Consider the following 23,400-nt stretch of genomic DNA (forward strand, 5'->3'; position numbering starts at 1 on the left):
GGTGCGCAACGGCGGCTTTCCTCGCGGCGCTCGCGTCCCGCGTATCGCCCCCCACCTGCGGCTTCGGCCGCCGTCGGGTGGACACGTGACGGCAACGAAGATTTCTCATTTTCATCGGATCGAGGGCCCAACCCTCCTAGTGTTGGGCACACCGGTGCTAGTCACGGAGTTGGCCACCCGAACGACGTCCCACGCAGTCAGCGGACGAAATGTGAGGGAAGACGCGTATGAAGGCTAAGACAGTTCTCGTATCGGCGGCGGTGGGCGTGGGTCTCGGCGCGCTCCTGCTCCCGGGCGCCGCGCTGGCCGAGACCATCGTGTCACCGGCCACCACCCCGGTCGGCGGGACGGTCGTGCTCACCGCGACGACCTGCAACCCGAAGTCCGGCGACGCGATCTTCCGCGTCACCGGCCCGAACCGTGACATCAACGTCCGGTCCACCACCGCCGCGGCCGGCGGCGGGCTGAGCGCCGAACTCTTCACCGCCGGGTTCACCCTGGGCACCTACACGGTCACCGCCACCTGCGGCGACGGCAGCGCGGCCGGCAGCGCCACCTTCACCGTCACGCCGATCGGCGGCGCACCGGCCGGAGCCGGCGACGGAACGGACGGCACCGGCTCACTCGCCGCCGGCGCGACCCTGCTCGGCACCGCCCTCGGCGGGGCCCTCATCCTGGCCCGCCGCCGGCGCCACCCCGCCGGCGCCGCCGCCTGACCGACCGGACACCGGGTGCCCGCGCCGACACCGGCGCGGGCACCCGAGAATCGAGCGCCCCCGGAGGTGCGGACGTGTGGTGGCGCAGGCAGGCTCCGGCCGTCGTGGCGGTGGCCCTGCTCGGCACGGCCGGGCTCGGGCTGATCGCGTCCGGGCTGACCGCCGCGCCGACCCGGCCGCCGCGGCCGGACGCCGCCGACGCGCCGGTCACCGCCCGGCCCGCGCCCAGCCTGCCGCCGCTGCCCCGCGCCGACCCCGTCCGGGTCGAGGTGCCGGCCATCGGCGTACGCGCGGAGGTGGTGCCGGTCGCGGCCGACGCGGCCGGGGTGCTGGAGGTGCCGCCACTGGACCGGCCCGCCCTGGCCGGCTGGTACTCCCCCGGGGTGAGCCCGGGCGAGACCGGCAACGCGGTGCTCGTCGGGCACGTGGACTCCCCCACCGGCCCGGCCGTCTTCTTCGACCTGGGCCGGCTGCGCCGGGGCGACACGGTACGGGTCACCCGCGCCGACGCCGGCGTGGCGACGTTCACAGTGGACGGCGTGGCGGCGTACCCCAAGGACCGCTTCCCCGCCGAACTCGTCTACGGCCCGAACCCGGTGGCCGGGCTGCGCCTGGTCACCTGCGGCGGCCGGTTCGACGAGCGCAGCGGCGACTACGTCGACAACGTGGTCGTCTTCGCCACCCGCACGGGCTGAGCCCGCCGACGGTCGGAGGCCGGACACGGCGGCGGCCATGATCCGCGTACGGTGTCGGGTCAGTGCCCGGCGACGCGGAGGTGGACGTGGACCAGCAACCCGTACGGACCCGGATGCGCCTGCCGGAGCTGGTCACCCGGCTGCTCGGCCGGCCGGCCGACGCGCAGGTCCCGGCACCCCGTCGACGGGCCAACCCGGACGCGGTGGTGGACTGCGCCGTCTACGTCAACGGTCACCGGGAACCGGGCCGGCCGCACTACGCCGACGCGTACGCCCGGGCCCGGCGCGGCCGCAACACCTTCGTCTGGCTCGGCCTGCACGATCCCGGCGCGGCGGTGATGGCGGCCGTCGGCCGCACGTTCGGCCTCGACGAGTTCGCCGTCGGCCAGGCGCTCGCCGACGGGCACCGGCCCACCGTGCAGCGGCACGGCGACGTCACCCTGCTGGTGCTGCGCACCGCCGGCTACGTCGCGCACCACGAGCTGACCGACACCTCCGAGGTGATCGACACCGGGGACGTCATGGTCTTCCTCGGCGACCGGTTCGTCATCACCGTCCGGCACGGCGCCGCCGGCGCGCTCACCCCGGTCCGCGAGGAGATCCAGGGCCGCCCGGCGGTGCTGGCCGAGGGGCCGTGGGCGGTGGCGTACGCGGTCTGCTCGCGGATGGTCGACCTCTACCTGGAGGTGGCCGGGCACGTCGAGCGGGACCTGGAGCGGGCCGAGGAGACGGTCTTCGCCCGCGACCGGTCCGCCGACATCCAACAGCTCTACCAGCTCAAGCGGGAGGTGGTGGAGTTCAAGCGGGCGGTGCTGCCGTTGCAGGCGCCGCTGCGGTCGCTGCTGGAGCAGCGGCCGGACGGCCCGCCGCGCGGGCTGCACCGGTGGTTCGCCGACGTCGACGCCCGGCTGGCCCGGGCCGTGGACCGGGTCGCCGCCTACGACGACCTGCTCACCTCGATCGTGCAGTCCCGGCTGGCGCAGCTGACCGTGGAGCAGAACAACGACATGCGCAAGATCGCGGCGTGGGCGGCCATCGCCGCCACCCAGACCGGCATCGCCGGCATCTACGGCATGAACTTCGCCAACATGCCGGAGCTGGGCTGGCGCTACGGGTACTTCGCGGCGCTCGGTCTGATGGCGGCGGTCGCGTTCCTCCTGCACCGCCTGTTCCGCCGCTCCGGCTGGCTCTGAACCGCCGCGCGCTCAGCGCAGCCGGGTGAGGAAGGCGCGGACGCGTTCCCGGGCGTTGTCGGTGATCTCCGCGCCGTGGGTGAAGGCGGCCACGTCGTAGTCGAGTTCGCCGAGCACGTGCGCGGTCTGCTGGGTCATCCGGAAGTCGGTGCAGAAGCTCTTGATCGGCCAGCGCACGCCGGCCACGTTGAACAGCGCGTCGCCGGTGATCAGCACCCGGGTCGGCTCGTGCAGCAGGGAGACGTGCCCCGGCGAGTGCCCGGGGGTGTGCACCACGCGCAGGCCGCCGCCGACCGGCAGCACGTCGCCGTCGGCGAGCGGCTGCGCCACCTCGACGGCCGGGAAGCGGCCGCCGGGGAGCCGGGCGAACAGCCGCGCCCCGGTGACCGCCGGATCCCGGGGCGGCGCCTGGCCCGCCGCGGCGTAGCCCGCGTCGGCGGCGTGCACGGCGACCGGGGCGCCGGTGCGGCGGGCCAGCTCGGCGGCGCCACCGGCGTGGTCGGGGTGGGCGTGGGTCAGCACGATCCGGGTGACGTCGGCGGGCGTCCGGCCGATCGCGGCCAGGCCGCGCACGATCCGGGCCGGCGCCCGCTTCACCCCGCAGTCGACGAGGGTGACGCTGCCGTCGTCGTCGACCAGGGCGTAGGAGTTGATGAAGGCGCGGCCGACGGTGGGGATGCGCCAGACCCCGGGGGCGAGCGGAACCGCGGCAGTACGCGCCATCGGCCGAGTCTACGGGCCATCGTCATCGGTCGCTGTCCCGACCGAGCCGACACCGCGGCAATCTCGGTCCGGGCCACTTTCGCTACCCTCGGCGCCGTGATGTGGCGGCGGTACGTGGCGATCGGCGACAGCACCACCGAGGGGCTGGACGACCCCGACGGCGCGGGCGGCTACCGGGGCTGGGCGGACCGGTTCGCCCTGGCGGTGGCCCGCGCCCAGGGCGGGCTGGAGTACGCGAACCTGGCCGTCCGGGGCCGCACCGCCGGCCGGATCCGGGCCGAACAGCTGCCGGTCGCGCTCGACCTGGCGCCGGACCTGGCCACCGTGGTGGCCGGGATGAACGACGTGCTCCGCCCCTCCTTCGACGCCGACCGGGTGGCCGCCGAGGTCGAGGCGATGCAGCATGCCCTGGTCGGGCAGGGTGCGACCGTGCTGACCTTCACCCTGCCCGACCCGGTGCCGGTGATGCCGGTGGCCCGCCCGCTGCGCGGCCGGGTGCTCGCGCTCAACGCGGCGCTGCGCGCGGCCACCGCCCGCACCGGGGCCACCCTGGTGGACCTCGGCGCGCACCCGGTCGCCTCGGACCCCCGGCTGTGGAGCGACGACCGGTTGCACGCCAACAGCGCCGGCCACGAGCGGATCGCCGCGGCGCTGGCGCACACCGTCGGCCTGCCCGACGCCGACGACGGCTGGTCGCGGCCGCTGGCCGCCGCGCCGCGCCGGCGCCGGCACGAGGTGGTCCGGGCCGAGCTGGCGTGGACCCGCCGGCACCTGCTGCCGTGGCTGGGCCGGCACCTGCGCGGCCGGTCCTCCGGCGACGACCGGGTCGCCAAGCGCCCGGTACCGCTGCCGGTCGACCTGCCCTGACCTGGCCGCGCCGGCCCCAGCCGCGCCGCCCGCCACCGCCTTGCCGGTCGCCGCTGAGTGCCGCTGGGTTCCGACGCTGATACCTGAGAGTCGTCATGATGACTCTCAGGTATCAGACCTCGGGGACACCGGCCCCGGCCGCGGGGACCGGCGGCGACGCGCCCGGGTTCGCGGTCGGTCGGCGGGGGGCCCGGGTGGGATCAGCGCTCGATCGGTGGGCGGGTGCGGGCCCGCTTGAGCTCGAAGAACCCGTCGGTGTTGGCGCACGCGAGCACCCCGTCCCAGAGCCGGCCGGCCGCCTCGTCGCGCGGAATCGGGGCGACCACCGGGCCGAAGAAGGCGGTCCGGTGGCCGTCGGCGGTGACGTGGATGGTCGGGGTGCCGAGATCCTCGCCGACCGGCTCCAGGCCGGCGTGGTGGCTGGCCAGCAGCGCCTCGTCGTGGTCGGTGGACTCCGCCGCGTCGGCCAGCTCGACGGCCAGCCCCACCTCGGTCAGCGCCGCCCGGTACAGCTCCGGCCCGATCGGCGCGCGCTCGTGGTGGATCCGGTTGCCGAGCGCGGTGTAGAGGTCGCGCAGCACCCCGTTGCCGTACTTCTGCTCGGCGGCGACGGCGACCCGCACCGGGCCCATGCCCGGCTTGAGCCACTCCCGGTACCACTCCTCCAGCCCGTCGCGCCCCTCGTTGAGGACGGACAGGCTCATCACGTGGAACCGGACGGTGACCGGCCGGACCCGCTCCACCTCCAGCAGCCAGCGGGAGGCGTTCCAGGCCCACGGGCAGCGCGGGTCGAACCACATGTCGGCGGTCGTCGTCATGGTGGGTGTTCCGCCCTTCAGCTCGGGTGTGTGCGTCCACCCTGCCGGCCGGATCGGCTCAGCGGCAGAGCCGATCCCCGCACCGTTTTCTGGTCCAATCGTCGCCGCCGACGGTGGCGGGCGGGGGGTGACGCGGCCGGTGGAGCAAGGGGCGGCGGACGCGTGGGTCGCGGCCCCCGAAGCTGCCGGCGTTTGGCGGGCGGGGCCTCGGGAAGACCGTCGCGCCGGGCGGGTCGAGGGCCCGTGCCGGCCGGTCAGCACCCGTCCCGTCGGCGACGGCGGGCAGGGCGGATCCGCGAGGAGGGACGATGGCGGCCAGATCCACCGGTGGTACCAGCAGGGCGACCGGCGGGCCCCACGGGGGCCCGCTGAACCGGAAGGCGGCGACGAAGAAGGTCGCGGCGGCCACGAAGCGGGCGACCGGGGCGAGCGCGGCCAAGACGCCGGGCGGGAAACCCACGTCGACCACGGACCGGGTCGCGCGGAAGAAGGACACCTCGGCCACGGCCGCCCCCACCCGCCGGCCGCGGGTCTCGGCGACGGCCGCCAAGGCCCCCGGCACGACCGCCCCGGCGAAGGCGCCCGGTACCAAGGCGGCGGCGAAGAAGGCCCCGGCGAAGAAGGCCGCGGCGAGCCGGTCCCGCGCCACGACGACGGCGCCGGCGAAGAAGACGGCGACCAGGAAGACCACGATGGAGTCGTACGGCACCCGGCGCGGTGCCCGCCGGACGACCGGCTGACCGTCACCGCACCGGCCCGCGCAGCGGCGCCGGGCCGGCCGACGCCGCTGGCGGTACCCGGGGGGTGGCCCGGCCGGGGACCGGCCCGGCGGTGGGCCAGAATGGTCGGGTGCCCCGACCTGCCGCCCGCCGCGCCGCCGCGTCCGACCCCGGGCCGTGCCCGTGCGGCACCGGTGCGGCGTACGCGGACTGCTGCGGCCCGCTGCACCGGGGCGGGACGGACGCCGCGACCGCCGAGGCGCTGATGCGCTCCCGGTTCAGCGCGTTCGCCCTCGGCGACGCCGGCTACCTGCTGCGCAGCTGGCACTCCTCGACCCGGCCGGCCCGGCTGACCCTCGACCCCGGCCAACGCTGGCTCCGGCTCGAGGTGGTCGGCGGCGACCGGGGTGGCCTCTTCGACACCACCGGCACCGTCGAGTTCCGCGCCCACTACCGGCACGGCGGGAGCGCCGGCACGGTCGCCGAGCGCAGCCGCTTCGTCCGGGAGGACGGCCGCTGGGTCTACCTCGACGCGCTGCCGGAGTGACGGTCGGTCAGGCGGCGACCCGGGGCAGGCCGAGCTTGCCGACCGCCGCCTCGACGAGTTCCTCCGGTGTCAGCGACACGTCGAGCACCAGCACCGCCTCGTCCGGTTCCGGCTGCTCCAGCGTGGCCAGCTGTGATTCCAGCAGGCTGGCCGGCATGTAGTGCCCGGCCCGCTGGGACAGCCGTTCCCGGATCACCTCGGCCGGCCCGTCCAGGTGCACGAACTCCACCGCCGGCGGCCCCTGCCGGAGCACGTCGCGGTAGGACCGGCGCAGCGCCGAACAGGCCAGCACCGTGGAGACGCCCTCGGCGGCGCGGGCCGCCATCCAGGCGGCCAGCTCGCGCAGCCAGGGCTGGCGCGCGGCGTCGTCCAGCGGCACCCCGGCGCGCATCCGCTCCACGTTGGCCGGGGTGTGGAACTCGTCCGCCTCGGCGAAGGTCAGCCCGGTGCGCGCGGCGATGCCCCGGGCCACCGTGGTCTTTCCGGCCCCGGACACCCCCATCACGACCACGTGCCGGGTCGCACCGGCCGGGGCCGGCGGCTGCTCACCAGTCATGGACGGTGCCGTCCTTGAGCCGGTTGAACGGCAGGTAGGCCGGCTGGTACGGGAACTTTGCGGCGGCCACCTCGTCGAGCTCCACGCCGATGCCCGGCTGCTCACCCGGGTGCAGGTAGCCGTCGGTGAAGGTGAACGACTGCCGGAACACCTCGTTGGTGAGCGGGCCGTGCCGCATGTACTCCTGGATGCCGAAGTTGTGGATGGCCAGGTCCAGGTGCAGCGCGGCGGCCATGCCGACCGGCGAGATGTCGGTGGGGCCGTGGATGCCGGACTTGATCTGGTACTGCGCGGCGAAGTCGAGCAGCTTGCGCATCGCGGTGATGCCGCCGGTGTGGGTGACCGCCGACCGGACGTAGTCGATGAGCTGCTCGCGGATCAGGGTCTGGTAGTCCCAGACCGTGTTGAAGACCTCGCCGATGGCCAGCGGGGTGGTGGTGTGCTGGCGGACCAGCCGCAGCGCCTCCTGGTTCTCCGCCGGCGTGCAGTCCTCCAGCCAGAACAGGTCGTACGGCTCCAGCGCCTTGCCGAGCTTGGCGGCCTGGATCGGGGTCATCCGGTGGTGGCCGTCGTGCAGCAGCGGCAGCTCGGGGCCGAACTCGTTGCGCACCGCCTCGAAGACGCCGGGCAGGTGGCGCAGGTAGGCCCGGGTGTCCCAGTCCTCCTCGGCGGGCAGCGGGATGCGCTGCGCCGGCTCGTAGTCGTAGCGCTTGCCGTCGACGCTGGGCTGGGCGGCCACCCCGTAGACGGCGTTGATGCCCGGCACCGAGGTCTGCACCCGGATGGACCGGTAGCCCTCCTCCAGGTGCCGGCGGATCGAGTCGAACAGCTCCGGCAGGTCCCGGCCGGACGCGTGCCCGTACGCCATGACGCCGGTGCGCGACGCGCCGCCCAGCAGCTGGTAGAGCGGCATGCCGGCGGCCTTGGCCTTGATGTCCCACAGGGCCACGTCGACAGCGGCGATGGCCGCCATGGTGACCGGCCCGCGCCGCCAGTACGCCGAGCGGTACAAGAACTGCCAGGTGTCCTCGATGCGGTGCGGGTCCCGGCCGATCAGCAGCGGGACGACGTGGTCGCTCAGGTACGAGGCGACGGACAGTTCCCGCCCGTTGAGGGTGCCGTCACCCAGGCCGACGATGCCCTCGTCCGTGGTGATCTTGAGGGTGACGAAGTTGCGGTCCGGGCTGGTGACGATGACGTCCGCTGCGGTGATCTTCACGGGGTGGTGCCTTTCTGCACGGGGTGTGGCGGCGGCTAACGGAGGACGCTTCCGGTCTCGTGGCCCTCGAGAAGGGACAGTTCGGCACGGCGGGGCAGCCCCTCGCAGTCGCCCCTGGTGGAGACGGCGAAGGCGCCGAGGGTGGCCGCCCGGCGCAGGCGGCCGGCCAGGTCGAGCCCGTCGAACCAGCCGGACAGGTATCCGGCGGTGAACGCGTCCCCGGCGCCGACCGGGTCGACGGCGGTCACGGTGAGCGTCCCGACCTGCTGGACCCCCTCCGGGGTGTGCGCCCGGGCGCCGTCGGAGCCGAGCTTGACCAGGACGGTCCGCACGCCCCGGCGGAACAGCCCGGCGACCACTGTGGACTCGTCCGCCCCCGGCTCGCCGACCAGGTCCAGCTCGTCGGCGGAGGCGATGACGACGGCGGCGTGCCCGGCCAGCGGGGCGAGCACCGCGCGGGCGCTCTCCCGGGACCAGAGCCGGGCCCGGTAGTTGACGTCCAGGCAGACCGGGACGCCCGCGGCGGCGGCGGACTCGGCGGCCCACCGGGTGGCCTCCCGGGCGGTGTCGGACAGCGCCGGGGTGATCCCGGTCAGGTGCAGCACCCGCGCGCCGGCCGCCAGCGGGGCCCGCAGGTCGTCGACGCGCAGCGCCGAGCCCGCCGACCCGGCGCGGTGGTACTGCACCCGGGTCAGGTCGGCGGTGCGCTGCTCCAGGAACATCAGCCCGGTGGGGCGGTCGGCGTCCCGGCTGACGCCGCCCACGTCGACGCCCTCGGCGCGCAACTGCCGCAGCGTGTACTCGCCGAACTCGTCGCCGCTGACCCGGCCGACCCAGGCGGCCCGGTGACCCAGCCGGGCCACCCCCACTGCCACGTTGGACTCGGCGCCGGCCAGGTGCATGGTCAGCGAGCCACCGGCGGCGAGCGGGCCGGCCGAGCGCAGCGACACCATGGCCTCGCCGAAGGTGAGCAGGTCGGGCGCGGTCATCGGCGGGCCGTCTCCCGGATCGCGGCGAGGTAGGTGCGGGCCCGCTCGCGCAGCGCGGCCAGGTCGCCGCCGGAGGCGGCGTCGCCGACCAGCGGCCCGCCCACGCCGACCGCTATCGCGCCGGCGGCCAGGTAACCGGGCACGTCGTCGAACCCCACGCCGCCGACGGCGACGAACGGGATGTCCGGGAACGGGTCGCGCACCGCCTTGAGGTACGCCGGGCCGCCGACCGAGGCCGGGAAGAGCTTGATCGCCGAGGCCCCCATCCGCATCGCGGTGTACGCCTCGGTCGGGGTGAGCGCCCCGGCGGCGACCGGGACTCCCCGGCGGGCCGCCTCGGCGATCGACTCGACCACGGCCGGCGTGACCACGAACTGCGCGCCCGCGGCGACCACGTCGGCCACGTCGGCGGTGGTGAGCACCGTGCCGGCGCCGACCAGGGAGCCGGCGGGGGCCGCCGCGCGCAGCGCCTCGACGGCGCGCGGGGCGTCCGGCGTGGTGAGGGCCACCTCGACGAGGCGTACCCCCTCGTCGAGCAGGGCGGTGCCGGCGGCGATCGCGGCGGCGGTGTCGGTGCCTCGGATCACCGCGAGGATGCGGGCCTCGGCGAGTTCGGCGGCGAGGTTGACGGTCATGTGATCACCATTCCGCGTAGGAGCCGTCGCGGTGCCGCCAGGTGGGGCTGCGCCAGGCGTGGCCGCGCTTGTCGGCCGTCCGCACCGCGTGTTCGTCGATCTCGATGCCCAGGCCGGGGGCCGTGAGCCGCTCGACGTACCCGTCGACGAAGGTCAGCGGGGTCTTGTCGAGGCAGTAGTCGAGCACCTCGGCGCCGAGGTTGTAGTGGATGCCGATGCTCTGTTCCTGGATCAGGTAGTTCGGGGTGGCGAAGCCGACCTGGAGGCAGGCGGCCAGCGCGATCGGCCCGAGCGGGCAGTGCGGGGCGAGCTGCACGTCGTACACCTCGGCCAGCGCGGCGATCTTGCGGACCTCGGTGATGCCGCCGGCGTGCGAGAGGTCCGGCTGGGCGACCGCGATGCCGGCCTGGAGCACCGGCAGGAACTCCTGCCGGTTGTAGAGCCGCTCCCCGGTGGACACCGGGGTGGTGGTGGAGCGGACGAACTCGCCGATCAGGTGCGAGTTCTCCGGCACCACCGGCTCCTCCAGGAAGAACGGCCGGAACTGCTCGAGCAGCGGGGCGACCCGCCGGGCGCTGGCCAGGCTGAACCGGCCGTGGAAGTCGACGGCGACGTCCCGCTCGTCACCGAGCACCTCGCGGGCGGCGGCCACCCGCCGGACCACGCCGTCGAGCTCGGCCACCGAGGCGACCGGGCTCATCTTCCCGGACGCGTTCATCTTCACGGCGGTCAGGCCGCTCTCGACGGCGGCGCTGATCTGGTCGCGGACCTCGGCGGGCTCGTCGCCGCCGACCCAGCCGTAGACCCGGATCCGGTCCCGGACCGGGCCGCCGAGCAGTTGGTGCACCGGCGCGCCGAAGTGCTTGCCGGCGATGTCCCAGAGCGCCTGGTCGAGCCCGGCGACGGCGCTGGCCAGGATCGGCCCGCCCCGGTAGAACGAGCCCTTGGTCATCACCTGCCAGTGGTCCTCGATGCGCAGCGCGTCCTGGCCGACGAGCAGCTCGCTGAGCTGCTCGACGGCGGTGCGGACGGTCTCCGAGCGCCCCTCGCAGGTGGCCTCGCCCCAGCCGACGATCCCGTCGGTGGTCTCGACCCGGACGAAGAGCCAGCGCGGCGCGACGAGGAACGTCTCCACCCGTGCGATGGTCGGCATGGCCTCAGCCCTTCGTGGCGCCGGCGGTCAGGCCGGAGACGATGTACTTCTGCACGAACAGCGCGATCACCATGATCGGCACGGTGACCACGGTGGCCGCCGCCATCAGGCCGCCCCAGTCGATGCTGGCGTAGCCGACGAAGTCGAAGATCGCCACCGGCAGCGTCTTGGTGTCGGCGCCGGAGAGCACCAGGGCGAACATGAAGTTGTTCCAGGAGAAGATGAACGACAGGATGCCCGCGGTGGCGACACCGGGCACCGACAGCGGCAGGGTGATCCGCCGGAACGCGCCGATGTGGGTCAGGCCGTCGACCAGCGCCGCCTCTTCGAGTTCGGCCGGCAGGCCGTCGAAGTAGCCCATCATGATGTAGACGATCAGCGGCAGCGACACGAACATGTGGCTGAGGATCAGCACGGTGTAGCCGCCGACCATCTGCAGGTTCGAGAAGACGTAGTACCAGGGCACCAGGAGCGAGACGCCGGGGATCACCCGGGCCATGAGCACGACGAGCGCGGACTTCTTCATGTTGAAGCGGCTCATCGAGTAGGCCGCGGGCACGCCGAGGATCAGCGACAGCACGGTGGCGGCGAACGCCACCCAGAGGCTGTTGCCGATGAACTGGACGTAGTTCGCCTGCTCCAGCACGGTGCCGTAGTTGTCCAGGGTGGGCGAGAAGGAGAACGCCTTCTCGGTGTCGTAGATGTCGACGTTGGTCTTCAGCGACGCGAGGATCATCCAGAGCAGCGGCGCGACCAGCGAGGCGACCACGACGACCAGGGCCACCGCCCGGAAGACCTTGAACGGCCTGCTCGGCTTCATCGTTCCAGCCCCTTCTTGCGGTACGTCAGGGCCCACATCACCCCGATGATGATCAGGAAGAAGATGATGAGGACCGTCGACGAGACGCCGTAGTCGTTGTAGTCGAAGCTCAACCCGTAGGCGTAGACGTTGAGCGTCTCCACCTCGTGGAACGACCCGCCGCCGCGACCCTTGGTCGCGTAGAGGATGTCGAAGGTCTTCAGCGCGTCGATGCCGCGCAGCAGGATCGCGACGATCACGGTCGGCATCAGCAGCGGCAGGGTGACGTGCCGGAACCGCTGCCAGGTGCTGGCGCCGTCGATCAGCGCCGCCTCCTGCGGCTCGTCGGAGAGCGAGGTGAGGCCGGCGAGCAGGATCAGCACGACCATCGGGGTCCACTGCCAGATGTCGATGAACATCGTCGTCGGCAGGGCCGAGCTCTGGCCGGACAGCCACGGCTGCGGGCCGATCCCGACCCAGCTCAGCAACTGGTTCGCCATGCCGATGTTGGGGTCGAAGATCAGTCGCCACATCATGCCGACCGCGACCGGGGTGGCCACCAGGGGCAGCAGGATGGCGACCCGGACCCACTTCTCGCCGCGGAACGGTCGCCACAGCAGCAGGGCGATCGCCATGCCGAGGACGACCTCGACCAGGAGCACGACGCCGGTGAAGAGGACGGTGCGCCAGACCGCCGGCCAGAACCGGTCGGTGTCGGAGAGCACGTCCAGGTAGTTCTGGAAGCCGATGAACTCGCTCTCGGCGCGGACCGAACCCTCGGCGTCGGTGAGGCTCAGGTACCCGGTCCACGCGACCGGGAAGACGATCAGCACGGCGACGAACGCCATGGCGGGTGCCGCGAAGAGCCACTTGCGGTGCGCGTTGGCCCAGCGCGACCAGGCCGAGTCGGACGACGCCGGCGGGGCCGACGGCGATCTGGTGGCTGGGGTGGTGACGACTGACATGGGGTCTCCGGGTTCTCAGGGCCAGGGTCCCGGCGCGGGGTGGCGGAGCCGGCCGGCCCCACCACCCCGCGGTCGGACTACTTCGCCTCGTCGTCGAGGAACTTCTGGAACGCCTCGTTCGCCGCGTCCGCCGAGGCGGCCGCGTCCTTGCCGGTGATCGCGTCGACGATCGGCTGACCGACGATCTCGCGGGCCTCGGCGACCTTCACGACCAGCGGACGGTCGTGGCCGATGCCGTTGGTGGTGCTGACCGCGGTGGCCTCGGCGAGGTCCTTCGGGTAGGTCGAGGTGCCCTCCGGGTTCGACCAGACGGAGGCACGGGCGCCGGGGACGCCGGCCTTCTGCTGGGCCAGCGACTGCTCCTTGCCGGCCGCCCACTGGATGAACTTCCAGGCGTTGTCCTTGTTCTTCGACGCGTCGTTGACGCCGAGCGCCCAGGACGGGATGTTGTACGGCTTCGAGCCGGCCGGGCCGGCCGGGAAGGTGGCGAAGCCGACGGTGTCGGAGACCTTGGACTTGGCCGGGTCGGTGGCGTTCTTGTAGAGCGAGTTGGCCTCGGTGTAGAAGGCCGCCTTGCCCTGGGTGAAGATCGCCATGGCCTCGGACCAGCTCATGTCGGTGCTGATGTTCTCCGGGCCGTGGTCGCGCAGCAGCCCGCCGTAGTAGGCGTACGCCTGCTTGGCCTGCTCGGTGTTGACCGAGGCCTTGCCGCTGGCGTCGACGAAGTCGCCGCCGAAGCTGTAGAGGAAGCTGGAGAACTGGGTGACCGCGGCGGCCTTGCCGGTACGGGCCACGAAGCCGGCGACACCCGGGTTGTCGGCCTCGACCTTGGCCGCCTGCGCCTTGAGCTCGTCGAGGGTCTTCGGCGGGGCGGTGAAGCCGGACTTCTCCAGCAGGTCCTTGCGGTAGTAGAGGACCTCCTGCTCGGTGATGATCGGAACGCCGACCAGCTTGTCCTCGTACGAGGTGGCCTGCACCGGGCCGGCCTGGAAGTCGCTGAACTCGAAGGCGCTGTCGGACTTGGCCTTCTCGGTCAGGTCGGCGAGGTACTTGTTCTTGGCGAACAGCTTCCCCTCCTGCAGCGGCCGGTACATCATCACGTCCAGGTCGGTGGACCCGGCGTTGAGCTTGACGTTGTACTGGTCGGACAGCTGGTCCTCGCCGAGCTGGGTCACCTCGACCTTGAGGCCGGTCTGCTTCTCGAACTCCGGCAGGGCCTTCTTGATGTTCTCCGTCCAGACGTGGTTGACCAGCGTCACCCGGAGGGTGTTCGATCCGCTGCCGCCGTCGTCCCCGCCGCCGCAGGCGGACAGGCCCATGGCGGCGACCACGGCCAGAGAAGTGCCGATTATTGATCGACGTCGCACGCTTGTCTCTCCTTCTGTCGCCGGTCGCTGCCCTGGTGAGGGCGCTACCTCGGTGTTTACATCCGCTTAACGTCGGGATGCTAGGCCGAAAAAGCGGATTTATTCAAGAGGTTGATCTAACTGATATGATCCGTGGCGTGGAACGGTACTCCTCCGGGGGCGCAGCCGCCCAGAACGCCCCTGCCGAGGCCGGGCTGCACGCACGTGTCCTCGACCACCTCGGCACGGCCATCTGCGGCGGCGACCCGGCCCCCGGGGCGGTGCTCAACATCGACGAACTGGTCGACCGGTACGCGGTGTCCCGCTCGGTGATCCGCGAGGTGCTGCGGGTACTGGCCTCGATCGGGTTCATCGAGACCCGCCGACGGGTCGGGGTGATGATCCGGCCGGCGAACGACTGGAACGTCTTCGACCCGCAGGTGATCCGGTGGCGGCTCGCCTCGGCCGGCCGGATCACCCAGCTCCGGTCGATCACCGAGCTGCGGACCGCTGTCGAGCCGCACGCCGCCTGGCTGGCCGCCGGCCGGGCCGACCACGACGAGGCGAGCGATCTCGTCGGCCTCGCGGCCAAGATGTGGGCCGCCGGCAAGGCCGGCGACGAGGAGCGCTTCCTGAGCCTCGACATCGAGTTCCACCGGCGGGTGCTGGTCGCGTCCGGCAACGAGATGTTCGTCCGGTTGCAGGACCTGATCGCCGAGGTGCTCACCGGCCGGCACAAGCACCACCTGATGCCGCACCACCCGAGCGACGAGGCCCTCCAACTGCACGCCGACGTCGCCCAGGCGATCCAGCGGCACGACGGCGAGCGCGCCCGGCGGGCCATGGTGCAGCTCATGGAGCAGGCGTTCGACGAGATGAAGTCGATCTGGGAGCAGAGCGGCGAGCCGGACGGCTCCTGACCACGCCCCTTCCGCGCGTCCCCGCCCCGGCCTCCGCCCGCCCGGCGTATGCTGGTGGCGGCGCCGTCCCGCGCCCCACCTCCTTTCCGGTGCTCACGCCGCCGGCCGCGCGGAGGCAAAGGGAACCTGGTGTTCTCGGGATGCCGTGCCACATGCCTTCTCCGGCGCGGTCGACGGGAGCGTGAGTCCCTGCGGCCGTGCCGTTGACAGGGAGCATGTGATGACGCACCAGCGCACCTTCAAGGCCCGGGTCCGCAGCCGGATGGCCAAGACCGGCGAGAGCTACACCACCGCCCGCCGGCACCTGCTCGCCCGCGCCCAGACCACCCCGGCCGAGCCCGCCGCACCCGCCGCCGCCCCGGCCGAGCCGGCGACCCCGCTCTCCGCGGGCCCGGCGGCGTCGTCGGTACCCGAGCAGGCCGGCCCGCCCGCGGCGGTCCCGACCGTCGCGGGCCCGGCGGAGCAGACCGAACGGATCTCCGACGCGCTGCTCGGCGAGCGCACCGGGCGCGACTGGGCGCAGTGGTTCGCCCTGCTCGACGAGTGGGGCGGCACCGGGCGTACCCACACCGAGATCGCCCGCTGGCTGGTCACCGCCCACGAGGTGCCCGGCTGGTGGGCGCAGACCATCACCGTCGGCTACGAGCAGGCGCGCGGGCTGCGCGCTCCCGGCCAGCGCCGCGGCGGCGGGTTCTCCGCCAACGGCTCCCGTACCGTGGCGGTGCCGGTGGGGCGGCTCTTCGCGGCGTTCGCCGACGACGCGCTGCGCCGGCGGTGGCTGCCCGAGGACGTCCGGGTCCGCACGGCCACCGCGCCGAAGTCGTTCCGCGCGGACTGGGCCGACGGGTCGACCCGGATCGTGGTCGGCTTCGCGGCCGCCGGCGAGTCGAAGTCCCGGGTGGCGGTGCAGCACGAGAAGGTCGCCGACGCCGAGCAGGCGGCGCGGCTGAAGGCGTACTGGCGGGAGCGGCTGGCGGCGCTCAAGCAGCTCCTCGAGGCGGACGGAGACCCGCGATGACGACCACCTTCATCAACCTGCCGGTGCGCGACCTGACCACCTCCACCGAGTTCTTCCGGATCCTCGGGTTCCACGCGGGTGAGCTGTCGCCGGACGGCACCAGCATCCAGCTCACCCTCACCGACACGACGCACCTGATGCTGCACACCACCAGCTCGTTCGCCGGCTACACCGGCGTCGACGTGCCGGACACGGCGACCGCCCGGGAGGTGATCGTCGGGCTCGGCCTGGACAGCCGGGAGGAGGTCGACGACCTGGTCGGCCGGGCCGTGGCGGCCGGGGCGGAGAGCCTCGGCGAGCCGGAGGAGCGGGGCGGCCGCTACATGGGCGGCTTCCGCGACCTCGACGGCCACCAGTGGTCCTTCCTGCACGTCGGCGGCTGAGGTCCGGGTCCGGCGGCGGTCGGTCGACCGCCGCCGGACCGCCGGCCACCCCGTCGCCGCCCCTGCCGCGGCGCGCGCCCGTGGCGATCGACCAGAATGGCGCCATGGCGCGGGAGATGACCGACGAACAGTGGCGGGCGTTCGTCAGCCACGGCACCCGGACCGGCAAGCTCGCCACCGTACGGGCCAACGGCTCGCCCCACGTGGTGCCGGTCTGGTTCGTGCTCGACGGCGACGACCTGGTCTTCACCACCGGGCGGAGCAGCGTGAAGGGGCGCAACCTGCGGCGCGACCCGCGGGCGGCGCTGACCGTCGACGAGGAGCACCCGCCGTACGCGTTCGTCGCGGTCCGGGGGCGGGTCACCGTCAGCGAGGATCTCGACGAGATGCTGACCTGGGCGACCCGGATCGCCGCCCGCTACGTCGGCGACGACCTCGCCGAGCGGTACGGCCGGCGCAACGCGGTGCCGGGCGAGTTGCTGGTGCGGCTGCGGGTGGAGCAGCGGGTGGCGTTCACCGGCATCGCGGACTGACCCCGGCGGAGCCACCGACGGCCGGGCCACGGCCGTGGCTCGCACCGGTGATCTCCGGTGACGCCGACGCGCGGCCACCCGACGCGAACACGTCGCGTGATCTAACGTGAGCGGGGAGCGCCGGTGGGGCGGGTACGAAGCCGGGGTGCGTCGCAGCGATGAGTCTGCCGGCGCCCACAGGTCTACCTCCCGACCGAGACCACCAACTCATCGGGAGTACGGCATGGGCGTCATCCACATCGAGCTGTTCGCGACCCTCGACCTGGTCGGGCAGTCGCCCGGCGGACCCGACGAGGATCCGGTGGGGTTCCCGTTCGGCGGCTGGCAGGCGCCCCTGCTGGACGAGGTCGCCGGGGCGCAGGTCGCTGCCGCGTACGAGGGCACCGACGCGCTCCTGCTCGGCCGCCGGACATATGACATCTTCGCCGCCTACTGGCCGCACCAGGAGGGCGGCGAGGACGACGACATCGCCCGGCTGTTCAACAGCGTCCCGAAGTACGTGGCCTCCCGCGGCCGGCCCGACCTCTCGTGGGCCGGGTCCACCCGGCTCGGCCCGGACCTGGCCGGCGCGGTACGCGAGATCCGGGACCGGCACGAGCACGTGAAGGTGGTCGGGAGCCTGAACCTGGTGCAGACCCTGCTGCGCGAGAAGCTCTTCGACCGGCTCGACCTCTGGGTGCACCCGATCGTGCTCGGCGTCGGCAAGAAGGTGTTCGACGGTGGCGCGGTGCCCACCAACGTCACCCTCCTCGACCCGCCGGTGGCCAGTCCGACGGGCACCGTGTACCTGCGCTACGGGCTCGCCGAGGGCACGCCCGGGACGGGGGACATGAGCGCACCCGATCGCGGTGTCGGGCGCGGCGACTGAAGCGCCCTGCCCCGGGCGGATCGCCGGCGGTGAATCCGCCCCTGGTCGGCACCGCGGCACGGCGTCGGCGGTTCCCGGTGCCGACGCCGTGCCGCGGTGCCTCGCCAGCCGGTCGCTGCCGGCCCGGCGATGCTCCGGTGGCCGCCCGAGGTCCGGCGTCACCACCGGCCACCGGCCCGAGCTACGCCCGCGGTGCTAGCGGGCGCGACCGGCTGCCGCCCACCGGTCGCCGCGACCCGTCCCGGCCGCCCCTCGCCGCCGCCCGCCGCGCGCCAGCAGCACGGCCACCAGCAGATACGCCGTCGCGAACACCGCGAACGCCGCCCCGTTGCCGGAGGCCGTGGCGACCAGGCCGTACCCGAGGTAGACCACGATGATGGTCAGGCCGGTGCCCATCCCGGCCAGCGAGGTGACGGTGGCCCGCCCGGGGCCGGCGATCCGGGCCTGCAACCGTGCCTCGGCCAGCACGCTGGCCAGTTGGAAGCCGCAGAAGGCCAGGCCCACCAGGACGAAGCCGGCCGGGCGGCCGAGCAGCGCCCCGACGGCGAGGGCCAGGCCGGCGAGCGCCAGCAGGGCGGCCCGACCGCGCCGGCCGAGCCGTTCCCCGGCCGGGGCGAGCAGGCCGCCGATGCTCACCCCGACCCAGGTGAGCAGGAGCAGCAGCGGCACGGTCTCGGCGGCGACGCCGGTGTCCCGGGCGAGCAGTGGCGTGTACTCGTCCAGTGCGTTCCACACCGCGGTGACCGCGGCGACCAGCAGCACCGCCGACCGCACGGCCGGGTCGGCGCGCACCTCGGCCAGCCCGGCGCGCAGGCTGGCCCACCAACCGAGGTCGTCCTCCGCCGGCTCCACCCCGCCGGCCGGCTCGGCCGCGCCGGTCGGGTCGGGGCTGGCACGGCCGGGGCCGGGCACGGCAGCGCCGGCCGGCACCGCGCTCGCCGGGGCGGGGCTGGTCGGCGCGGCGTCGAGGGGGGCGGCGGGGCTGGTCGGGGCGGGGCGGTGTTCCGGGAACCGGGTGGCGACGGCGGCGGCGAGCAGGCACGCCAGCACGCTGGCCGCGCCCACCGCCGGGTATCCGCCGGCGTCGAGGACCGGGGCGGCCAGCACGATCGAGGCGAGCACGGCGAGCGTTTCCGCGGTACGCGCCCGGCCGATGGTCCGGGCGTAGCGGCCGGCCGCGCCGAGGCGGTCCAGTTCGGTGAAGACCAGCGCCTCCAGCGCACCGGAGGCCAGCGCCCCGCCGGCGCCCCAGAGCACGAAGCCGACGGCGAACGCCGGATAGGACGGGACGAGCACCCAGAGGGCGAACGCGGCGGCGCTGACCAGCGGAGCGAGGCAGAGCAGCAGCCGCCGGGAGACCGCGTCGGCCCAGGCGCCGGAGGGCACCTCGAGCAGGATGCTGCTGGCCGACCAGATCACGAACAGCGAGCTGATCTGCCAGACGGACAGGCCGGTGTCGCTGAACAGCAGCGCGTACACCGGATAGAGCAGGACGAGTTCGCTGAGGAACGCGTACCCGTAGAGGGTGGCCGCCAGCCGGCGGACGCGCGGATCGGGCACGCGCGCGGAGATGGGTGTCATGAGACCTTCCCGGTGGGACGAAACGGACGCCGGACGTACGGCGACCGTGGCGGCCCACGGCAACGGCCTCTAGCGGAGCATCAACATCGCCACGTCATGCGGCGATGGTAGACGGACGCAACGGTCCGGTCACGCCCATTCGCCGGACGCGCGCCGGGGTGGGACCCGACGGGCCCCACCCCGGACGGTCGGCGGCGGCTCAGCGCCGGTCGCGGTCCACCGGCGGGATGACCATGGTGGCCTCGGCGTCGTCACCGGTCGGCTGGGCCGGGATGGTGGCGCCCCGGGGGGGTGGGCTGGGTGGCGTCCGGGTCGAGGTGCGCCGGGGCGCCGGCTCCGGTGTGGCTGGCCGCGGTGGGCACCACCTGGGTGGCCGCCGGGTCGTCACCGACCGGGCCGGTGCCGGGAGCGGACTCGGCCAGCCGGGCCGCGGTGTCCCGACGGCCGGCCTGGTAGGCGCGGGCGTGCGTGGCGATCTCCCGGGACTCCTGCTCGGCCCGGGTGAGCCAGGACTCCCACCGGCTCTGCATCGGCCGGACCAGCCCGCCGCCGACGCCGACGACCAGGATGCCGCCGACGGTGGCCAGCACGGCGATCAGCACCGGGGTGGTCACCGCGGTGGCCACGCCGATCTGGTTGAGCGCGGCGATGATGCCCAGGCCGAGGATGAACACCGAGGCGATGGTGGCCAGGATCCGGCCGTACGACAGGCCGCCCAGGGCGCCGCTGATGATGTCCTTGACCGCGTTGGCGATCGCCGCGGCGACCACCACGATGACGATCGCGACGAAGGCGCGCGGCAGCCAGGCGATGACCCCGGCGATCAGGTCCGAGACGGGGTTCGGTCCCCAGATGCCGAAGGCGAGTTGCAGGGTCACCAGCAGCACGCCGTAGTAGACGAGCTTGGCGACGATGTCGCTGGCGTCGTACCGGGACCGGGCCAGGGCCCGGCGGATGCCGCCGCGCTCGACGGCCCGGTCGAAGCCGACCCGCTCCAGCACCTTGTTCACGATCTGCCGCAGCGCCTTCGCGGCCAGCCATCCGACCACCAGGATGGCCACGAAACCGACGGCCTTGGGCAGGAAGAGCAGCACCGAGCGGACGGTGTCCCCCACCGCGTCACTGAAGTTTTCTCGCATCGATATCCTCCACAGCACCGGTTCGTCCGGGCCGACCTACCCCATCGGGATCCGCCGGAAACCCGGGTGCGGCGCCGGGAGGTCACGGGCGGCAGTCGTACGCGACCTCGGTCTGCGCCTGTGTGGGGGTGGGCGAGGTGATGTTGACGGTGGCCGTCTGGCGGGTGCTGCCGACGCCGGTGAACGTCCACTCCAGCCTCAGGTCGACGCTGCGCTGCCCCCGGCCGACCCGCTCGGTCAACACGCTGCTCGGCGGGCTGCCGGAGCGCAGCCACTGGTACTCGACGACCCCGCCCCGGCCGTTGGTGCGGACGGTCGCGACCACGGCCACGGTCACGTCGCACCGGTCGCCGGCCGGCTCGGGCACCGCCACCGTCACCCCGGTGATCTCCAGCGGGCTGATCCGCTGCCACAGGTAGATCCCCACGGCGGCGAGCAGCGCCAGGGTGAGCAGAGTGGACAGCACCGAGGTGACCGCCCGCCAGACCGACCGCCGGCGTCGCCCCGGCGGCGCCGGCCAGGCGGGCGCGGCCGGCGGCGCGGCCGGAACGCCGGGCCCGAACCGCACCTCCCCGCCGACCGGTGCGGCGCCGGCCCGGGGAGCACCGACGACCGGGCCCGCCCCGCCCGGCGTGGTCGCGCCGGCCACGCCGGTCCGGCCGGGCGCGGTCCCGGCGGCGGTACGCGCGCCGTAGAGCGTGCCCGTCCCGGCCACGGTGGCGGCCGCACCGGGCGGATCGGTCGACGCCGTACCGCCCGGCCACGCCGTCGGCCCGGCGTGCCCGGCCGGCGTCCGCCCAGCCCCGCCCAGCTCGACCGTCGACTCCCCCATGCCGCGCTGGGTGACCGGCTCAGCGGCGCTCGGAGGGACAGTTGCCTCCGCACCGCCCAGCCGCGCGGTCGGCTCCCCCGCGCCGAGGTGGACGGCCGATCCGACGCCTCCGGGCCGGGCGTCCGCACCGGCCGCCAGGTGCACGGTCGGCGCGGCACCGCCCAGGTGGACCGTGGGTTCCACCCCGCCGAGCCGAGCGGTCGGCTCGGCCGTGCCCAGGTGGACCGTGGGCGCCACGCCAGGCGGCGGGCCCAGGTGGACCGTCGGCTCGACCGTTCCCGGCACGGCCTGGGCCGCGGCGAGCCGCGCGGTGGGCTCGGCCGGGCGCATGGGACCGGCGGGCCGGTCGGAGGTGTCGTCGGTCCCCGGGCGGGTGGGCAGCGCCTCGGTCGGGTCGTTCGGCTGGGTCACGGCGGCCCGTCCTTCGTCGTCGTGGTCGGCCTGGCGTCCGGGTGGCCGGTCAGCCCGGGGTGCAGTTCGAGTCGAGGGTGACGTAGACCGGTCCGCCCTCGGCGGTGTTGCCGGCCTGGTCGGTGGCGAGCACCCGGACCGGGATCCGGGTGGCGCTCGCGGGCCGGGGCAGGTCGCCGAAGGCTCCCCGGAACGCCCCGTCGCGGCCCGGTGCCATGGCGACGTCGGTGGACCGGCCCTCGTGGGTGTAGCGGAGCCGGACCCGCAGCGAGCCGGCCGGCGTCCCGTCGTCGGAGACCACCGCGGTGACGGTGCTCGACGTCGGCCCGTACGGGCAGCCCCGCGGGTCGAGTCTGGTCGGGTTGGCCGCCACCCTCCCCACCGCCGGGGCGACGGTGTCCGGCGGCGGTGGGCTGGTGCTGGTCGACGCGCTCGGGCTCGGGGCCCGGGTGGGTGGGCGGGTCGTCGCGCCGGGGGCGGGCGGCTCCGGGGTCGCCGTCGTGGCCGCCACGCCCGACGGGGTGGGAGTCGCGCTCGGCGTCGGGGCGGGCGATCCGGCGCTCGCCGTCGCCACCGCGCCACCGGTCACGGTGGTCGACCCCGAGGCGGCCGCCCCGGCGGCGGCCACCGGCTCGTCGCGGGCGGCGTAGCTCAGCCCGGCGCCGCCGACCACCAGGGTGGCCACCACCCCGGCGGCGACCAGCGACCCGCGGGCCCGGCCTGGACGCAGCCAGGTCCACCGCCCGGAGCTTCCGCCGAGGGCGGTGCCGGCCAGGCTGGTGGCGCCGCCGGTGCCGTCCGGGACGGGGAAGAGGGCGGCCAGCAGCGCCGCCCGGCGGGCCAGCTCGCGCAGCCCCCGCTCCTCCCAGTCCGTGCCGTACGCCCGGCCGGCCACCTCTTCGAGCAGGGCGAGGAACGCCTGGGCGGGTTGCGGCCGGTCGGCGGGCCGCTTGGCCATGCCGTACCGCAGCAGGTCGTGCACCGGCGCGGGGGCGGGGTCGGTGGGGATCGGCGCGGTGGCGTGCTGCTGGCGCAGGGTGAGCAGGTCCCGCCCGTCGTACGGGGGGCGCCCGGTGAGGCATTCGAAGAAGGTCGCGGTCGCCGCGTAGATGTCGCAGGCCGGGGTGGCCGGGGCGCCGGTCCACTGCTCCGGGGCCATGTAGCGGGGCGTGCCGGTGACCGTGACGCCGGAGCCGGCGCCGGCCGGCATCGCGATGCCGAAGTCGGCCAGCTTGCTGGTGCCCTCGGCGGTCACCAGCACGTTCTCCGGCTTGTAGTCGCGGTGCACCACGCCCCGGGCGTGCGCCGCCCCGAGCCCGGCGAGCGATCCCTTCAGCACGCAGAGCGCCGACTCCGGCCCGGTCGGGCCGTGCGCGCGCAGCATCTGCCGCAGCGACACGCCGTCGACCAGCTCCATCACGATCGCCGCACCGTCTGGCGACTCGACGTACTCGTAGAGCCGGCAGACGTGCGGGTCGTCGATCTCGCCGAGCAGCCGGGCCTCGTCGCGGAAGGCGGTGCGGAACGACGGGTCGCCGCCGGTGAGGTACTTGATCGCCACCGGGGTGCCGGTGCCGTCGTGCACGGCCAGGTCCACCCGGCCCGACGCGCCCGCGCCGAGCTGCCGCACCGGCGTGTAGCCGGACACCTGCCAGCCGGTCACGCGATCACCTCCCGGCTCGGCGGGTCGTCACGGACGCCACGCTGGTCATTGTGGTCGGCGGGCCCGGTCGGGCCATCGGCGCAACGGCTGCTTCCGCCGCCCCGGACGTCGG

General features: G+C 74.4%; 25 protein-coding genes. 10 read left to right on the forward strand and 15 right to left on the reverse strand.

The genetic code is table 11. The annotated features are described in order from the left end of the window. The first annotated feature begins 260 nt into the window (after nucleotides 1–260). From Q3W71_RS25245 to Q3W71_RS25255, 3 genes are all read left to right on the forward strand, one after another. Nucleotides 261–716, forward strand: a complete 456-nt coding sequence (locus tag Q3W71_RS25245) for a hypothetical protein (protein WP_302921940.1) — start codon at nucleotides 261–263, stop codon at nucleotides 714–716. A 74-nt stretch (nucleotides 717–790) separates the two neighbouring features. Continuing rightward, entirely contained in the window at nucleotides 791–1,411 is a 621-nt protein-coding gene (locus Q3W71_RS25250) for a class F sortase (protein ID WP_302921941.1), read from the forward strand. 62 nt (nucleotides 1,412–1,473) lie between these two features. Next, nucleotides 1,474–2,604 (forward strand): magnesium and cobalt transport protein CorA, encoded by a 1,131-nt coding sequence (locus Q3W71_RS25255; RefSeq protein WP_302921942.1) that lies wholly within the window; start codon nucleotides 1,474–1,476, stop codon nucleotides 2,602–2,604. Between the two features lie 12 nt (nucleotides 2,605–2,616). On the opposite strand, the gene Q3W71_RS25260 is transcribed toward Q3W71_RS25255, so the two are convergent. Continuing rightward, nucleotides 2,617–3,327, reverse strand: coding sequence for an MBL fold metallo-hydrolase (locus Q3W71_RS25260; RefSeq protein WP_302921943.1), 711 nt, complete (start codon nucleotides 3,325–3,327; stop codon nucleotides 2,617–2,619). Nucleotides 3,328–3,426: 99 nt separating this feature from the next. Between Q3W71_RS25260 and Q3W71_RS25265 the strand changes: the two genes are divergently transcribed. Beyond that, a complete protein-coding gene (locus tag Q3W71_RS25265; protein ID WP_302922086.1) occupies nucleotides 3,427–4,194 on the forward strand; it encodes an SGNH/GDSL hydrolase family protein in 768 nt (255 codons plus the stop codon). A 200-nt stretch (nucleotides 4,195–4,394) separates the two neighbouring features. On the opposite strand, the gene Q3W71_RS25270 is transcribed toward Q3W71_RS25265, so the two are convergent. Continuing rightward, nucleotides 4,395–5,012 carry a disulfide bond formation protein DsbA gene (locus Q3W71_RS25270; protein ID WP_302921944.1) on the reverse strand — a complete coding sequence of 206 codons (618 nt, stop codon included), beginning with the start codon at nucleotides 5,010–5,012 and terminating at the stop codon, nucleotides 4,395–4,397. Between the two features lie 58 nt (nucleotides 5,013–5,070). Beyond that, nucleotides 5,071–5,721 carry a hypothetical protein gene (locus Q3W71_RS25275; RefSeq protein WP_302921945.1) on the reverse strand — a complete coding sequence of 217 codons (651 nt, stop codon included), beginning with the start codon at nucleotides 5,719–5,721 and terminating at the stop codon, nucleotides 5,071–5,073. A 140-nt stretch (nucleotides 5,722–5,861) separates the two neighbouring features. Here Q3W71_RS25275 and Q3W71_RS25280 point away from each other — a divergent pair, with 140 nt between their 5' ends. Next, a complete protein-coding gene (locus tag Q3W71_RS25280) occupies nucleotides 5,862–6,278 on the forward strand; it encodes a YchJ family protein (protein WP_302921946.1) in 417 nt (138 codons plus the stop codon). A gap of 7 nt (nucleotides 6,279–6,285) precedes the next feature. Here Q3W71_RS25280 and Q3W71_RS25285 read toward each other — a convergent pair whose 3' ends face one another. The 8 genes from Q3W71_RS25285 to Q3W71_RS25320 all read right to left on the reverse strand — a co-directional run bounded on the left by Q3W71_RS25285 (nucleotide 6,286) and on the right by Q3W71_RS25320 (nucleotide 13,961). Continuing rightward, nucleotides 6,286–6,834 carry a gluconokinase gene (locus tag Q3W71_RS25285; RefSeq protein ID WP_302921947.1) on the reverse strand — a complete coding sequence of 183 codons (549 nt, stop codon included), beginning with the start codon at nucleotides 6,832–6,834 and terminating at the stop codon, nucleotides 6,286–6,288. After that, on the reverse strand, nucleotides 6,824–8,161 hold the full coding sequence (manD, locus tag Q3W71_RS25290; protein ID WP_302922087.1) for a D-mannonate dehydratase ManD: 1,338 nt from the start codon (nucleotides 8,159–8,161) through the stop codon (nucleotides 6,824–6,826). Before manD ends, Q3W71_RS25285 begins: the two co-directional genes overlap by 11 nt. After that, the gene (locus tag Q3W71_RS25295; protein WP_302921948.1) at nucleotides 8,089–9,042 is read right to left on the reverse strand and encodes a sugar kinase; all 954 of its coding nucleotides are present in this window, start codon (nucleotides 9,040–9,042) and stop codon (nucleotides 8,089–8,091) included. Before Q3W71_RS25295 ends, manD begins: the two co-directional genes overlap by 73 nt. Beyond that, nucleotides 9,039–9,677, reverse strand: a complete 639-nt coding sequence (locus Q3W71_RS25300; RefSeq protein ID WP_302921949.1) for a bifunctional 4-hydroxy-2-oxoglutarate aldolase/2-dehydro-3-deoxy-phosphogluconate aldolase — start codon at nucleotides 9,675–9,677, stop codon at nucleotides 9,039–9,041. The genes Q3W71_RS25295 and Q3W71_RS25300 overlap by 4 nt, the downstream gene beginning before the upstream one ends. Before the next feature lie 4 nt (nucleotides 9,678–9,681). After that, nucleotides 9,682–10,830 (reverse strand): galactonate dehydratase, encoded by a 1,149-nt coding sequence (dgoD, locus tag Q3W71_RS25305; protein ID WP_302921950.1) that lies wholly within the window; start codon nucleotides 10,828–10,830, stop codon nucleotides 9,682–9,684. Between the two features lie 4 nt (nucleotides 10,831–10,834). Beyond that, entirely contained in the window at nucleotides 10,835–11,650 is an 816-nt protein-coding gene (locus Q3W71_RS25310) for a carbohydrate ABC transporter permease (protein ID WP_302921951.1), read from the reverse strand. Then, entirely contained in the window at nucleotides 11,647–12,594 is a 948-nt protein-coding gene (locus Q3W71_RS25315) for a carbohydrate ABC transporter permease (protein ID WP_302921952.1), read from the reverse strand. Before Q3W71_RS25315 ends, Q3W71_RS25310 begins: the two co-directional genes overlap by 4 nt. 77 nt (nucleotides 12,595–12,671) lie before the next feature. After that, entirely contained in the window at nucleotides 12,672–13,961 is a 1,290-nt protein-coding gene (locus Q3W71_RS25320; RefSeq protein WP_302921953.1) for a sugar ABC transporter substrate-binding protein, read from the reverse strand. 137 nt (nucleotides 13,962–14,098) lie between these two features. Between Q3W71_RS25320 and Q3W71_RS25325 the strand changes: the two genes are divergently transcribed. From Q3W71_RS25325 to Q3W71_RS25345, 5 genes are all read left to right on the forward strand, one after another. Beyond that, nucleotides 14,099–14,860, forward strand: a complete 762-nt coding sequence (locus Q3W71_RS25325; protein WP_302921954.1) for a FadR/GntR family transcriptional regulator — start codon at nucleotides 14,099–14,101, stop codon at nucleotides 14,858–14,860. A 220-nt stretch (nucleotides 14,861–15,080) separates the two neighbouring features. Further along, on the forward strand, nucleotides 15,081–15,878 hold the full coding sequence (locus tag Q3W71_RS25330; protein ID WP_302921955.1) for a hypothetical protein: 798 nt from the start codon (nucleotides 15,081–15,083) through the stop codon (nucleotides 15,876–15,878). Then, the gene (locus Q3W71_RS25335; RefSeq protein WP_302921956.1) at nucleotides 15,875–16,261 is read left to right on the forward strand and encodes a VOC family protein; all 387 of its coding nucleotides are present in this window, start codon (nucleotides 15,875–15,877) and stop codon (nucleotides 16,259–16,261) included. Before Q3W71_RS25330 ends, Q3W71_RS25335 begins: the two co-directional genes overlap by 4 nt. Nucleotides 16,262–16,365: 104 nt before the next feature. Continuing rightward, nucleotides 16,366–16,794 (forward strand): PPOX class F420-dependent oxidoreductase, encoded by a 429-nt coding sequence (locus Q3W71_RS25340; RefSeq protein ID WP_302921957.1) that lies wholly within the window; start codon nucleotides 16,366–16,368, stop codon nucleotides 16,792–16,794. A 223-nt stretch (nucleotides 16,795–17,017) separates the two neighbouring features. Continuing rightward, nucleotides 17,018–17,662 carry a dihydrofolate reductase family protein gene (locus Q3W71_RS25345; protein ID WP_302921958.1) on the forward strand — a complete coding sequence of 215 codons (645 nt, stop codon included), beginning with the start codon at nucleotides 17,018–17,020 and terminating at the stop codon, nucleotides 17,660–17,662. 195 nt (nucleotides 17,663–17,857) lie between these two features. On the opposite strand, the gene Q3W71_RS25350 is transcribed toward Q3W71_RS25345, so the two are convergent. The 4 genes from Q3W71_RS25350 to Q3W71_RS25365 all read right to left on the reverse strand — a co-directional run bounded on the left by Q3W71_RS25350 (nucleotide 17,858) and on the right by Q3W71_RS25365 (nucleotide 23,288). Then, the gene (locus tag Q3W71_RS25350; RefSeq protein ID WP_302921959.1) at nucleotides 17,858–19,243 is read right to left on the reverse strand and encodes an MFS transporter; all 1,386 of its coding nucleotides are present in this window, start codon (nucleotides 19,241–19,243) and stop codon (nucleotides 17,858–17,860) included. 251 nt (nucleotides 19,244–19,494) lie between these two features. Continuing rightward, nucleotides 19,495–20,400, reverse strand: a complete 906-nt coding sequence (locus Q3W71_RS25355; RefSeq protein ID WP_302921960.1) for a hypothetical protein — start codon at nucleotides 20,398–20,400, stop codon at nucleotides 19,495–19,497. Between the two features lie 64 nt (nucleotides 20,401–20,464). After that, on the reverse strand, nucleotides 20,465–21,625 hold the full coding sequence (locus Q3W71_RS25360) for a hypothetical protein (protein WP_302921961.1): 1,161 nt from the start codon (nucleotides 21,623–21,625) through the stop codon (nucleotides 20,465–20,467). Between the two features lie 49 nt (nucleotides 21,626–21,674). Then, nucleotides 21,675–23,288, reverse strand: a complete 1,614-nt coding sequence (locus Q3W71_RS25365; RefSeq protein WP_302921962.1) for a serine/threonine-protein kinase — start codon at nucleotides 23,286–23,288, stop codon at nucleotides 21,675–21,677. Nucleotides 23,289–23,400 lie beyond the last annotated feature (112 nt).

Origin of the sequence: Micromonospora sp. C28SCA-DRY-2 (genome assembly GCF_030519475.1) — a bacterium.
Classification (GTDB): domain Bacteria; phylum Actinomycetota; class Actinomycetes; order Mycobacteriales; family Micromonosporaceae; genus Micromonospora.

Excerpts from the sequence above, each read along its gene's own strand:
- Q3W71_RS25260 (WP_302921943.1), bottom strand. The coding sequence starts at position 3,327 with ATGGCGCGTACTGCCGCGGTTCCGCTCGCCCCCGGGGTCTGGCGCATC.
- Q3W71_RS25265 (WP_302922086.1), top strand. The coding sequence starts at position 3,427 with ATGTGGCGGCGGTACGTGGCGATCGGCGACAGCACCACCGAGGGGCTG.
- Q3W71_RS25270 (WP_302921944.1), bottom strand. The coding sequence starts at position 5,012 with ATGACGACGACCGCCGACATGTGGTTCGACCCGCGCTGCCCGTGGGCC.
- Q3W71_RS25285 (WP_302921947.1), bottom strand. The coding sequence starts at position 6,834 with ATGACTGGTGAGCAGCCGCCGGCCCCGGCCGGTGCGACCCGGCACGTG.
- Q3W71_RS25295 (WP_302921948.1), bottom strand. The coding sequence starts at position 9,042 with ATGACCGCGCCCGACCTGCTCACCTTCGGCGAGGCCATGGTGTCGCTG.
- Q3W71_RS25300 (WP_302921949.1), bottom strand. The coding sequence starts at position 9,677 with ATGACCGTCAACCTCGCCGCCGAACTCGCCGAGGCCCGCATCCTCGCG.
- dgoD (WP_302921950.1), bottom strand. The coding sequence starts at position 10,830 with ATGCCGACCATCGCACGGGTGGAGACGTTCCTCGTCGCGCCGCGCTGG.
- Q3W71_RS25310 (WP_302921951.1), bottom strand. The coding sequence starts at position 11,650 with ATGAAGCCGAGCAGGCCGTTCAAGGTCTTCCGGGCGGTGGCCCTGGTC.
- Q3W71_RS25315 (WP_302921952.1), bottom strand. The coding sequence starts at position 12,594 with ATGTCAGTCGTCACCACCCCAGCCACCAGATCGCCGTCGGCCCCGCCG.
- Q3W71_RS25330 (WP_302921955.1), top strand. The coding sequence starts at position 15,081 with ATGACGCACCAGCGCACCTTCAAGGCCCGGGTCCGCAGCCGGATGGCC.
- Q3W71_RS25335 (WP_302921956.1), top strand. The coding sequence starts at position 15,875 with ATGACGACCACCTTCATCAACCTGCCGGTGCGCGACCTGACCACCTCC.
- Q3W71_RS25340 (WP_302921957.1), top strand. The coding sequence starts at position 16,366 with ATGGCGCGGGAGATGACCGACGAACAGTGGCGGGCGTTCGTCAGCCAC.
- Q3W71_RS25345 (WP_302921958.1), top strand. The coding sequence starts at position 17,018 with ATGGGCGTCATCCACATCGAGCTGTTCGCGACCCTCGACCTGGTCGGG.
- Q3W71_RS25350 (WP_302921959.1), bottom strand. The coding sequence starts at position 19,243 with ATGACACCCATCTCCGCGCGCGTGCCCGATCCGCGCGTCCGCCGGCTG.